This window comes from Streptomyces avidinii (assembly GCF_014650695.1).
Classification (GTDB): Bacteria; Actinomycetota; Actinomycetes; order Streptomycetales; family Streptomycetaceae; genus Streptomyces; species Streptomyces avidinii.
The window spans coordinates 1-13949 of sequence record NZ_BMVL01000034.1 but is presented as its reverse complement, the minus strand read 5'-3'; the positions used below and the strand labels follow the sequence as shown (position 1 = coordinate 13949).

Genomic DNA, 13949 nt, shown 5'->3' with positions numbered 1-13949 from the left:
GAAGGTCGGCTGCCGGAGTACATGGTCCCGTCCGCCGTGGTGGTGCTGGAGGCGCTGCCGCTGACCGGGAACGGGAAGCTCGACCGCAAGGCCCTGCCCGCCCCCGAACTCACCGGCAGCGCCGACCGAGGGCCCGCGAGCCCCCAGGAGGCCCTGCTGTGTGCAGCGTTCGAACAGGTGCTGGGCGTGGAGGGCGTCGGAGTCGGTGACGACTTCTTCGAACTCGGCGGTCACTCCCTGCTCGCCGTCCGACTGGTCAGCCGGATCCGGGCGGTCATGGGGGTCGAAGTGCCGCTGCAGGCGGTCTTCGAAGCGCCCACCGTGGCCGCGATGGCGGCCCGCCTGGCCGGTGCCGGCGAGGCGCGGCTCGCGCTGGAGGCGAGGGAGCGCCCCGAGCGGATCCCGCTCTCGTTCGCCCAGCAGCGGCTGTGGTTCATCGACCAGTTGGAGGGCAGCACCGCCTATCACATTCCGATCCTGCTCCCGCTGCCGGGAGACGTGGACCGGGAGGCGCTGGGGGAGGCGCTGCGGGACGTCATCGGGCGCCACGAGGTGCTGCGGACGGTGTTCGCGACGGTGGACGGCGAGCCCTACCAGCGGATCATCGACCTCGATGACCTCGCGTGGGAGATCGACGTCGTCGAGGTGGCGCCGGAGGCGCTGGACGGGGCGATCGCCGAGGCCAAGGGCCGGGCGTTCGACCTGGCGGCCGAGGCGCCGATCCGGGCATGGTTGTTCGAGTCCGGGCCGCAGGAGAGCACCCTGCTGATCGTCGTCCACCACATCGCCGGTGACGGCTGGTCGGACGGCCCGCTGAGCCGGGACGTGGCGACCGCCTACACGGCGCGACGTGAGGGCCGGGCGCCGGAATGGGTGCCGCTGCCGGTGCAGTACGCCGACTACGCCCTCTGGCAGCGTGAACTGCTCGGCGACGAACAGGACCCCGAGAGCCCGATGGCACGTCAGATCGCCCAGTGGCGTGACGCGCTCGCCGGCATCCCCGAGGAGCTGGAGCTCCCCGTGGACCGCCCGAGGCCGGCGGTCGCCTCCCATCGCGGGATCGACGCGCCGGTCGTGATCCCGGCCGAGGTGCACGCCCGGTTGGTGAAGGTCGCGCGCGCCGAGGGCGTGACGATGAACATGGTGCTGCAGTCCGCGCTGGCGGTCCTGCTGTCCAAGCTGGGCGCGGGCCAGGACATTCCGATGGGCTCGGCGAACGCCGGGCGCACGGACGTGGCGCTGGACGACCTGGTCGGCTTCTTCGTCAACACGCTGGTCGTGCGGGCCGACCTGTCGGGCGACCCGGAGTTCCGCAACGTCCTGGGACGGGTCCGTGAAGCCACGCTGTCCGGGATGGCGAACCAGGACGTGCCCTTCGAGCGGCTCGTCGAGGACCTGGCTCCGGCGCGGTCGCGTGCCAGGCACCCGCTGTTCCAGGTGATGCTGAACGTGCAGAACGGCGGTTCCGCGACGCCGGACCTGCCCGCCGCGCCGGTGGGCGTCACCGCGGGTGCGACGGCTGCCAAGTTCGACCTGACCTTCGGGCTGGGCGAGGTGTTCGACGAGCACGGGGCCCCCGCGGGTCTGCGGGGTGCGGTGACGGCGGCCGCGGACCTGTTCGACGCGGGCTCGGCGGAGCGCATCGCGCTCCGGTTCGGCCGGGTGCTGTCGGCGGTGGCCGCGGATCCGCGAGTGCCGGTCAGCGGGGTCGACGTACTGGACGAGGCCGAGCGCCACCAGCTGCTCGTGGAGTGGCAGGTCGACCCGGTCGACGCGGCTCCGGCGACGCTGCTGGAGCTGTTCGAGGCACAGGCGGCGCGGACGCCGGACGCGGTTGCGGTCGTAGCGGAGGGTGCGGAGGTCACGTACGGGCAGCTGGACGCCCGGGCGAACCGGCTGGCACGCCTGATGCTGGACCGCGGTGTCGGTCCGGAGTCGGTCGTCGGCCTGCTGCACGAGCGGTCGGCCGACCTGGTGGTGGCCATGGTCGCGGTGGTGAAGACGGGCGGCGCGTACCTGCCGCTGGACCCGGCCTACCCCGATGACCGGGTGACGTACACGCTCGAGGACGCGGGCGCGACGCTGGTCCTCGCCTCGCCGCAGCTGACCGCACGGGCGAACGGGTTCGGGGTGCCGGTGGTTGTGGCGGACGGTTCCGCCGCGGCGGCTGCCGACCGCGGACCGCTGGGCCCGGACGAGCGGACGGCCGCGTCCCCGGCCCACCCGGCCTACGTGATCTACACGTCCGGGTCGACGGGCCGCCCCAAGGGCGTGGTCGTGTCGCACGAGGCGGTGACGGGGATGCTGGCGCAGACCCGCAGCCTCCTCGGTTTCGGGCCGGGAGACGTGTGGAGCTGGTTCCACTCGTTCGCCTTCGACTTCTCGGTGTGGGAACTGTGGGGCGCCCTGCTCCACGGTGGCCGGGCCGTGGTCGTACCGGTCGGGGTCTCGCGTTCGCCGGAGGCGTTCCTGGACCTCCTGGAGCGCGAGCGGGTGACGGTGCTCAGCCAGACGCCGTCGGCGTTCTACCAGCTGATGGCGACCGAGGAACGGTCACCGCAGGCGCTGGCTTCGCTGCGCGCGGTGGTGTTCGGCGGTGAGGCGCTCGACCCGGCCCGTCTGGCAGGCTGGTGGGAGCGGCACCCGCAGGGGCCGCGCTTGGTGAACATGTACGGGATCACCGAGACGACGGTCCACGTCACCTACCAGGAGCTGGCCGCCGAGCCGGCGGCTCCGGGCAGCGTGATCGGCCGCGGTCTGCCGGGTCTGCGCGTGTACGTGCTGGACGAGTGGCTGCGACCGGTCCCTCCGGGGGTCCCGGGCGAGGTGTACGTCGCGGGCGGTCAGCTGGCCCGCGGGTACCTCGGCCGGCCGGCGCTGACGGCGGAGCGGTTCGTGGCGGACCCCTTCGGCACCGGACGGCTGTACCGCACGGGCGACCGGGCACGGTGGAGTGCGGACGGCTGCCTGGTGTTCGCGGGCCGCGCGGACGAGCAGGTGAAGGTGCGCGGCTTCCGCATCGAGCCGGACGAGGTGGCGGCGGCGGTGGCCGGACATCCGGCCGTCGCACAGGCCGTCGTCATCGCTCGTGAGGACGTGCCGGGGGACACCCGCCTCGTCGCCTACGTCACGGCGGCGAACACGGAGCCGGACCTCGACGGTCCGGGCCTGCGGTCCCTGGTACGGGAGTTCGCGGCCGAGCGACTGCCGTCGTTCATGGTCCCCGCGGCCGTCGTCGTGGTGGAGTCGCTGCCGCTGACCGTCAACGGGAAGCTCGACCGCAAGGCCCTGCCCGCGCCCGAGTACGGCACGACCGGCGGACGCGAGCCGTCCGACGAGCGCGAGAAGGCCGTCTGCGACGCGTTCGCCGCGGTCCTCGGACTGGAGAGCGTGGGCGTCGACGACGACTTCTTCGCCCTCGGCGGCCATTCACTGCTCGCCGTCCGCCTGATCAACCGGATCCGCACGGTACTGAACGCAGAGGTGGAGATCGCGGCCCTGTTCGACGCCCCGACCCCGGCGGGACTCGCCGAGCGGCTGGGGCAGCAGACGGAACAGGCGCAGCAGGCACCGACCAGGCCGGCCCTTCGGCCGCGGCGCAACCAGGAGGAGTCCTGATGATCGCTTTGTCATTCGCGCAGCGGCGGCTGTGGTTCATATCGCAGCTGGAAGGGCCGAGCGCCACCTACAACGTTCCGATGGTGCTCCCGCTGGGCGCGCAGATCGACCGAGCGGCCCTGAACACCGCGCTGCGGGACGTCATCGGCCGCCACGAGGTCCTGCGGACCGTGTTCGTCACCGTGGACGGCGAGCCGTACCAGGACGTCCGGAAGATCGACGACCTGGCGTGGGAACTGTCCGTCACCGAGGTGGCCCCGGCGGAGCTGTCGGCCGCGATCGCGGCCGCCGAGGGGTACGCCTTCGACCTGGCGGCCGAAGTGCCCGTCCGCGCCGAGCTGCTGGTCGCCTCGCCGGACGAGCAGGTGCTGGTCGTGGTGCTCCACCACATCGCCAGCGACGGCTGGTCGATGGGGCCGCTCACGCGGGACCTCATGACGGCGTATCAGGCCCGCAGCGAGGGCCGGGAGCCGCAGTGGGAGCCGCTGCCGGTCCAGTACGCGGACTACGCGCTCTGGCAGCGCGATCTGATGGGCGACGCGGACGACCCGACGAGCCTCATGCACCGGCAGCTCGGCTACTGGCGCGATGCGCTGGCCGGACTCCCGGACGGGATCGCGCTGCCGTTCGACCGGCCGCGGCCGGCCGCGGCCTCGTACCGGGGCCACCGGGTACGGCTGGAACTCGCCGCGCCGACCCACGCCCGGCTGCTGCAGCTGGCGCAGGATGAGGGCGTCACGGTGTTCATGACGCTGCAGGCGGTTCTCGCCGTCCTGCTGAGCCGCCTCGGCGCGGGCACGGACATCGCGGTCGGCACCGACGTCGCGGGTCGGTCGGACGAGGCGCTGGACGACCTGGTCGGCTTCTTCGTCAACACCCTGGTGCTGCGGACGGACCTGTCCGGCGACCCGACGTTCCGCGAGACGCTGGGCCGGGTACGGGCGACGACCCTGGGGGCCTTCGGACACCAGGACCTGCCGTTCGACCGGCTCGTCGAGGACCTGGCCCCGGCGCGGTCGCTGTCCCGGCATCCGCTCTTCCAGGTGATGCTGACCCTGCAGAACGCCGCGCGGACCGTACGGGACGAAGAGTCCGTCGCGGTGTCGGCGGTCACCCCCGACGGGGCGACGCAGGCCAAGTTCGACCTTGAACTGTCCTTCACCGAGGTCTACGGGCCGGACGGTCTCCCCTCCGGGATCCAAGGATCGGTGACGGCCGCCGCGGACCTGTTCGACGAGGGAACGGCCCTCCTGTTCGCCGACTGCCTGACGCGCGCGCTGGACACCCTGACGGGCGCGCCGGAGCTGCCGCTGAGCGGCGTACGGATCGTGGACGGCTCGGGTGCCGAAGCGGTCTTCCCGGGCCGCGTGAGCACCGGAGCGGCCGCGGCCGGCCCCGCCGCCGAGGCGGTCGACCGCAGGCTGGTCGCGTACGTCGTGCCCGCGCCGGGCATGGAGATCGACCCGTCGGAGCTGCGCGCGTTCGTACGGGAACAGCTGCCGGACTCGATGGTTCCCGCGGCTGTGGTACTCCTCGACGAACTGCCCCTGACGGCGAACGGGAAGGTGGACACGGGCAAGCTGCCCGCCCCGCCGACGTACCCCGTCGCCGCCGGGCGCGGACCCGCGAACGCCCGCGAAGAGGTGCTGTGCGCCGCGTTCGCCGAGGTGCTCGAGCTGGACCGGGTCGGCGCCGAGGACGACTTCTTCGCCCTCGGCGGGCACTCCCTGCTGGCGATCAGGCTGGTCGAGCGGCTCCGCGCGCAGGGGGTGACCGTGCCGGTACGGGCGCTCTTCGAGACGCCGACCCCGGCCGGGCTCGCGCTCACGGCCGGAGCCCGGCGGCCGGACGCGCCGGAGAACCTGATCCCGGCGGGCGCGACCGAGATCACCCCGGAGATGCTGCCGCTGGTGACGCTCACGGCCGAGGAGCTCGCACGGGTCGTCGCGACCGTGGACGGCGGAGCCCCGAACATCGCTGACGTCTATCCGCTCGGGCCCCTCCAGGAGGGCCTGCTCTTCCACCACCTGATGGCGGAGGGCGGCGACGACGCATACGTGATGCCCGCGGTCATGGAGTTCGCTTCGCGCACCGGCCTCGACACCTTCCTGGCGGCGTTCCAGAACGTGCTGGACCGGCACGACATCTTCCGGACCTCCTTCGTCTGGGAAGGACTGCCGGATCCGGTCCAGGTGGTGTGGCGCCGGGCAGCGATGCCCGTCACCGACGTCACCCTCCCCGCGGACGCCGAGGACCCGGTCACCGACCTCATCGCGGCGGTGGGCCTGTCGATGGACCTCGGACGCGCGCCACTGATCACGGTGCACCGCGCCGCAGTCCCCGGTGCCGACCGATGGATGGCACTGGTCCGAGTGCACCACCTGGTGCAGGACCACATGGCTCTGGAGCTGCTGCTCTCGGAGGTCCGGGCGTTCCTCACCGGACGCGGCGCGGACCTCCCCGAGCCGATGCCGTTCCGGAACTTCGTGGCGCAGGCGCGCCAGGAGGCCGAAGGCAGCGGGCAGCGGGAGTACTTCGCCGAACTGCTCGGCGACTTCGACGAGCCGTCGGCCCCGTACGGGGTCACGGACGTGCACGGCGACGGCACGGCGGTCAGCCGCGGGGTGGTGCCCTTCGCCCCGGAGTCCGAGCGCCGGCTGCGCGAGGTGGCGCGGCGGCTGCGCGTGAGCGCCGCGACCGTTCTGCACGTCGCCTGGGCGCGCACCGTCGGTGCGATGTCCGGGCGGGACGATGTCGTCTTCGGGACGGTGCTGTTCGGCCGGATGAGCGGCGGCGCCGAAGCGGGGCAGGTGCCCGGGCCCTTCATCAACACGCTCCCGGTGCGCGTCCGTACGAGCGACACCGGGGTCCTGACGGCGGTGTCGGACATGCGCACCCAGCTGGCGCGGCTGCTGGAGCACGAACACGCCTCGCTGGCGACCGCCCAGCAGGCCAGTGGCCTCCAGGGCGAGGCGCCCCTCTTCACCGCCTTCCTCAACTACCGCCACAACGCGGGACGGGGCGAGGAGCAGGCGGAGCGGGAGCCCGCGGCCGACGAGCACCCGGACGACCTGGATGCTCGCCTGCTGTACGCCCGCGAACGTACCAACTACCCGCTCGGTGTCGCGGTGGACGACGACGGCGAGGGCGTCGGCCTCGCGCTGACGGTCGACGCAGTCGGCCCGATCGACCCGGAGGCGGTCGGCCTCCTGGTGCGGACGGCCACGGAGGAGCTCGTCCAGGCACTGGAAACGGCGCTCGACGGCGGCCCCGAGGCACCGCTCGGCGCGGTGCGAGTGCTGGACGAGGCCGGGCTCCACCGGGTGGTGGAGGAGTGGAACGACACGGAGGCCGAGACCGGCGCAGCCACTCTGCCGGGGCTGTTCGAGGCGCAGGCGGCCCGGACACCGGACGCGATCGCGCTGGTGCAGGGGGACGTCGAACTCGGCTACGCCGAGCTGGATGCGCGGGTGAGCCGGTTGGCGCGGTTGCTGCGTGGGCGTGGTGTCGGGCCGGAGTCGGTCGTGGGTGTGGTGATGGACCGTGGGGTCGATCTGGTGGTTGCGCTGTTGGCGGTGATGAAGGCGGGCGGGGCGTATCTGCCGGTGGACCCGGAGTATCCGGCGGAGCGGATTGCTTATGTTCTCGCCGATGCGGGTGTCCCGCTGGTTCTGTCGCACACGGCGGTTGCGGACGTCGTGCCGGCGGGTGTGCCGGTGGTTGTGGTCGATGATCCGTCGGTGGTGGCGGAGTTGGCGGTTCTGTCGGACGTGCCGGACGTGCCGGTGCGTGGGGGTGTGGAGCTGGAGTCGTGCAATGCGGCGTATGTGATTTATACGTCGGGTTCGACGGGTCGTCCCAAGGGTGTGGTGATTCCGCACGGTGCGTTGGTGAACCATTTGTTCGCTGCTGGTGAGCGGGTGGGTGTCGCGGCCGGGGATCGGCTGGTGGCGGTGACCACGGTGTCGTTCGACATCGCGGCGTTGGAGTTGTTCCTGCCGTTGGTGTCGGGTGCGTCGGTGGTGCTCGCCTCGCGTGAGACGGTGCGGGACCCCGCGGCGCTGGCGGAGCTGGTGTGTTCGTCTGGTGCGAATGTGTTGCAGGCGGTGCCGTCGTTGTGGCGGGCGTTGTTGGAGGAGGAGGGCTGGCCGGTCGGGGTGCGGGCGCTGGTGGGTGGTGAGGCGCTGCCGCGTGAGTTGGCGCAGCGGTTCACGGACCTGGGTGTGCGGGCGGTGAACCTGTACGGGCCGACCGAGGCGACGGTGTGGGCCACGTCGGCGGAGGTCGCTTCGGATGTGGTGTCGGTGGGTCGGCCGTTCGCGAATGTGCGGGCGTATGTGCTGGATCGTTCGATGCGTCCGGCTCCGGTCGGTGTGGCGGGCGAACTGTATTTGGCGGGGGCTCAGTTGGCCCGTGGTTATGTGGGTCGTTCGGGTCTGACGGCGGAGCGGTTCGTCGCGTCGCCGTACGGGTTCGGGGAGCGGCTGTATCGGACCGGGGACCTGGCTCGTTGGCGTGCGGACGGTGAGCTGGAGTGCCTGGGCCGTGCGGACGACCAGGTGAAGGTGCGCGGCTTCCGTATCGAACTGGGCGAGGTGGAAGCTGTTCTGGAGCGCCACGAGGGTGTGGCGCGCGCGGTCGCGGCCGTACGCCGCGACACCTCCGGCGACGCGCTGCTGGCGGCCTACGTGGTCGCCGACGGCGGTCTCGCCCCGGACGTGGCGGCCCTGCGGGTACACCTGCTCCAGGACCTTCCGGCCTACATGGTGCCCTCGGCGTTCGTCGTTCTCGACGAGCTGCCGCTGACCGCGAACGGCAAGGTCGACCGCAAGGCCCTGCCCGCCCCCGACGTCACCGCCGGCAGCGGTGGCGGCCGCGGCCCGTCGAACTCCCGCGAGGAGATCCTCTGCGCCGCGTTCGCCGAAGTCCTCGGCCTGGAGAGCGTCGGCGTCGACGACGACTTCTTCGCCCTCGGCGGCCACTCGCTGCTCGCCGTCCGGCTCATCGGCCGGGTACAGGCCCAGGGCGTGGCGCTGTCGGTACGGGCGCTGTTCGACAGCCCCACACCGGCCGGCCTCGCACTCTCGGAAGGCCTACGGCCGGCCCACGTGCCGGACAACCTGATCCCGGCCGACGCAACCGCGATCACCCCGGAGATGCTCACCCTTGTCGAGCTGAGCGGCGAGGAGATCGACCGCGTCGCGGCGACCGTGGCGGGAGGCGCGGCCAACATCGCCGACATCTACCCCCTCGCCCCCCTCCAGGAGGGCCTGCTCTTCCACCACCTGCTCGCCGACGGCGGCGACGACGTCTACGTCCAGCCCAACGTCCTCGAATTCGGCTCCCGCGAGCTGCTCGACCGGTTCGCCGAGGCCCTCCAACTGGTCCTGGACCGGCATGACATCCTGCGGACCGGCATCGTCTGGGACGGGCTTCGGGAGCCCGTCCAGGTCGTCTGGCGCAAGGCCGAACTCCCGGTCCGAGAAGTGACCCTCGACCCCCGCGGCACCGACCTCGCGACAGAACTGGCGGAAGCCGTCGGCCTGTCGATGGACCTGTCCCGGGCACCCCTGGTCGAGCTGCACACGACCGAGGGCCCGGAAGGCCGCTGGCTCGGACTGGTCAGGATCCACCACATGGTGCAGGACCACACCGCGCTGGAGGTCCTGCTGGGGGAGATCGCGGCGTTCCTCACCGGCCACGGCGACGAACTGCCGCAGCCGCTGCCGTTCCGCGACTTCGTGGCTCAGGCCCGCGGCGGGGTCCCCCGGGAGGAGCACGAGCGGTACTTCGCGGCGCTGCTCGGTGACGTCACGGAGCCGACGGCCCCGTACGGACTGACCGACGTGCGCGGGGCCGGCACCGGCACCGAACGCGCCACCGGCGAGCTGGACCCGGCGCTGAACGAGCGGCTGCGGGTGGTCTCGCGCCGACTGGGTGCCAGCGTGGCCACGGTCATGCACGTGGCGTGGGCACGCGTGCTCGGCGCGATCAGCGGCCGGGACGACGTGGTGTTCGGGACGGTGCTGTTCGGCCGGATGAACGCCGGAGCGGGCGGCGACCGCGTACCGGGCCCCTTCATCAACACGCTCCCGCTGCGCGTGCGGACGGACGGGCCGGACGTCGTGGACGCGGTGTCCACGATGCGCTCCCAGCTGGCCCGGCTCCTTGAGCACGAGCACGCCTCGCTCGCTCTGGCCCAGCAGTCCAGTGGCATCACGGCGGGCTCGCCGTTGTTCACGTCCTTCCTCAACTACCGCCATACACAGGACCCGTCGGACGGACCGTCGATGACGGCGGCACCGGCCGACAACGGGCACGGCGAGGCGGAGCCGCCCGCGATCCAGACCCTGCTCTCCAAGGAGACGACCAACTATCCGCTCGCGGTCGCCGTGAACGACAGCGGTAGGTCGATCCGGATGGCCGTGGAAGCGGTGGCGCCCGCGGACCCGGCGGAGGTGCAGGCACTGCTGTGCACGGCCGTCGACGGTCTGGTGTCCGCGCTGGAGCGGGCGCTCGACGGCGGTGCGCAGACGCCGCTGCGCTCCGTGCCGGTGCTGGACGAAGCAGGGCTGGACCGGGTCGTGCGCGACTGGAACGACACGGCGGTGGAGGTCGGTTCCTCTTCTCTGTCGGGGTTGTTCGAGGCGCAGGTGGGGCGTACTCCGGGTGCGGTTGCGGTGGTGTTCGAGGGTGTGGAGGTTTCGTACGCGGAGCTTGATGGGCGGGCGAATCGTCTGGCGCGTCTGTTGGTGGCGCGTGGTGTGGGTGCGGAGTCGGTGGTCGGTGTCGCGTTGGAACGTGGTGTCGACATGGTGGTCGCTCTGCTGGCGGTGGTGAAGGCGGGCGGTGCGTACCTGCCGATCGAACCGGGGCTTCCTGCGGACCGGACCGCCTACATGGTGGAGACCGCAGGCGCGGGCGTGGTGGTCTCGTCGTCCGCGGTGGCGGGCGGACTGGCTGTCGATGTGCCGCTGGTGATCCTCGACGAGCCCGCCGTGGTGCGTGAGTTGGCGGGTCTGTCGGGTGAGCAGTTGGGCGTGGAGGTGGCGTCGGAGGGTGCGGCGTACGTGATTTTCACGTCGGGTTCGACGGGTCGGCCGAAGGGTGTGGTGGTTTCGCACGAGGGGATCGTGAACCGTCTTGCGTGGATGCAGGCGCGGTTCGGGATCGGTGGTGCGGACCGGGTGTTGCAGAAGACGCCGTTCGGTTTCGACGTGTCGGTGTGGGAGTTCTTCTGGCCGCTGTCGGTGGGTGCTGCTCTGGTGGTGGCACGTCCGGGGGGTCATAAGGATCCGGCGTATCTGGCGGGTGTGGTGTGTGGGCAGCGGGTGACGGTGGCGCACTTCGTGCCGTCGATGCTCGAGGCGTTCCTGGCGGATGAGTCCGCGATGGACACCGCCGGGGTGCTGCGGTATGTGGTGTGCTCGGGTGAGGCGTTGTCGGCTTCGGTACGGGATCGCTTCTTCGGGGTTCTGGCGGGTGTGGAGCTGCACAACCTGTACGGGCCGACGGAGGCCTCGGTCGACGTGACCGCGTGGGAGTGCGAGCCGGGCGCGGACGGTGCCGTGGTGCCGATCGGAGCTCCGGTGGCGAACACGCGGGTGTACGTGCTGGACGCGCGGCTGGCTCCGGTTCCCGTCGGTGTGGCGGGTGAGTTGTATCTCGCGGGTGTGCAGCTGGCTCGTGGTTATGCGAACCGGCCGGGTCTGACGGCGGAGCGGTTCGTGGCTTCTCCGTACGGCACCGGTGAGCGTCTTTACCGTACGGGCGACATCGCACGCTGGACGGCCGACGGTCAGGTGGAGTACCTGGGGCGTGCGGACGAGCAGGTCAAGGTCCGTGGTTTCCGGATCGAGCCGGGCGAGGTCCAGGCCGTGATCGCGGCCCATCCGCAGGTGGCGCAGGCCGCTGTGATCGCCCGCGAGGACGTGCCGGGCGACAAGCGCCTGGTCGCCTACGTCGTCCCGATTCCGGGTGGGATCGAGGCGGACGAACTTGCCTTCACAGTCGTGGATGTGGCGTCGGATCACCTGCCGGCACACATGGTTCCGTCGGCGGTCGTCGTCCTGGACGCGCTGCCGCTGTCCGTGAACGGGAAGCTGGACCGCAAGGCCCTTCCCGCCCCCGAGTACACAGCCGGAGCCGGCAGAGGACCGGCCGACGCACGGGAGGAGATCCTGTGCACGCTCTTCGCCGAAGTCCTCGGCCTCGAGAGCGTGGGCGTCGACGACGACTTCTTCGAATTGGGCGGGCACTCCTTGCTCGCCGTTCGACTCACCAGCCGGATCCGTGCGGCGCTGGGCATCGAGGCGCCGCTGCAGGCGCTTCTGCAGGCGCCGACGGTTGCCGGACTGGCACAGCAGCTTGGAAATGAAAAGTCAGCTAGGCCGTCGTTGCGGTCGATGCGCAACCAGGAGGAGTCCTGATGTTTCCGTTGTCTTTCGCGCAGCGTCGGTTGTGGTTCCTCTCGCAGCTCGAAGGCCCGAGCGCCACTTACAACATCCCGATCGCCAGGCGGCTGGCGGGCCGGATCGACGGCGATGCGCTCAACACGGCCCTTCGGGACGTCCTCGGACGCCACGAGGTACTGCGCACGGTCTACCCGACGGTTGCCGGTGAGCCCCTCCAGGACATCCTGAAACTGGAGGACCTGGACTGGAGCCTCACGGTCACCGATGTGAACCCCGCCGAACTCGACGTCACGGTCGCGGAGCTGGAGGCGCACACGTTCGACCTGGCCACCGAGGTGCCCATCCGCGCTTCGCTGCTCCGAACCGGACCGGAGGAGCAGGTCCTCGTCCTCGTGGTCCACCACATCGCGACCGACGGTTGGTCGATGGGACCGCTGCTGCGAGACGTGACCTCGGCCTACACCGCGCGTGCCGAAGGCCGAGCCCCCGAGTGGGAGCCGCTGCCGGTCCAGTACGCCGACTACACCCTGTGGCAGCGCGAGCTGCTGGGCGACGAGCAGGACCCCGACAGCCTGATGGCCCGCCAGATCGCCTACTGGCGCGCGAACCTGACCGGAGCGCCGGAAGAACTCTCCCTGCCCTTCGACCACACCCGTCCCGCGATCGCTTCGCACCGCGGCCACGGCGTGCCGCTGGAGATCCCCGCAGCGGTCCACGCCCGGCTGGCCGAGGTGGCGCGGGCCGAAGACGCCACGGTCTTCATGGTCCTCCAGGCCGCACTCGCGGTCGTACTGTCCCGCCTGGGCGCGGGTACGGACATCCCCATCGGCACAGCGGTCGCCGGCCGCACCGACGTCGCGCTGGACGACGTCATCGGCTTCTTCGTCAACACGCTCGTGCTGCGCGCCGACCTGTCCGGCGACCCCACCTTCAAGGAGCTGCTCGCCCGGGTGCGGCAGACCGGGTGGGCCGCACTCGCGCAGCAGGACGTGCCGTTCGAGAAGCTGGTCGAGGAGCTGGCCCCGACCCGCTCCCTGGCGCGGCACCCGCTGGTCCAGGTGATGCTGACCGTCCACAACAACGAGCGGATCGTTCTGGAGCGGTCGGGCGCCGAGTCCGAAGGCTCCGCGGCGGACGCGGTGGTCGACGTACGGGCGGCGAAGTTCGACCTGGAACTCGACTTCGTCGAACTGTTCGACCAGGGCGGCGCTCCGGCGGGCCTGCAGGGTTCGGTGACCGCCTCCGTGGACCTCTTCGGCCGCGACACCGTCGCGCGGCTCGCGACGCAGGTCCGGCGGGCGCTGGAACTCCTGGTGGCCGAGCCGGAGACACGACTGAGCGGAGTCGATCTGCTGGACGCGGCTGAGCGTCGGCAGGTCCTGGTGGACTGGAACGACACGGCCGTGGAGGTCGGTTCCTCTTCTCTGCCGGGGTTGTTCGAGGCGCAGGTGGGGCGTACTCCGGGTGCGGTTGCGGTGGTGTTCGAGGGTGTGGAGCACTCGTACGCGGAGTTGGATGGGCGGGCGAATCGTCTGGCGCGTCTGTTGGTGTCGCGTGGTGTGGGTGCGGAGTCGGTGGTCGGTGTCGCGTTGGAGCGTGGTGTCGACATGGTGGTCGCTCTGCTGGCGGTGGTGAAGGCGGGTGGTGCGTATCTGCCGATCGATCCGGAGTATCCGTCCGAGCGGGTCGCGTTCGTGCTGGAGGATGCTGCGCCGGTCGTGGTGGTGACCTCGCAGGCGGTGGCCGGTGTGGTGCCGTCCGGTGTTCCGGTTGTCGTGGTCGACGAGCCCGCCGTCGTGGATGAGTTGGCGGGTGTCGCTGACGGGCCGCTGGGTGTGCGGGTGCTGCCGTCGCATCCGGCGTATGTGATTTTCACGTCGGGTTCGACGGGTCGGCCGAAGGGTGTGGTGGTTCCGC

At 71.4% G+C, this 13949-nt stretch carries 3 protein-coding genes; all 3 read left to right on the top strand.

Annotated elements, in window-relative coordinates:
- On the top strand, positions 1 to 3618 hold a 3618-nt coding region (locus tag IE257_RS37395), incomplete at its 5' end, for a non-ribosomal peptide synthetase (protein WP_189974537.1).
- The gene (locus tag IE257_RS37390; protein ID WP_189974535.1) at positions 3618 to 12047 is read left to right on the top strand and encodes a non-ribosomal peptide synthetase; all 8430 of its coding nucleotides are present in this window, start codon (positions 3618 to 3620) and stop codon (positions 12045 to 12047) included. The genes IE257_RS37395 and IE257_RS37390, both read left to right, overlap by 1 nt.
- Positions 12047 to 13949, top strand: a 1903-nt coding sequence (locus IE257_RS37385) for a condensation domain-containing protein (protein ID WP_189974524.1), incomplete at its 3' end; no start/stop codon positions are given. The genes IE257_RS37390 and IE257_RS37385, both read left to right, overlap by 1 nt.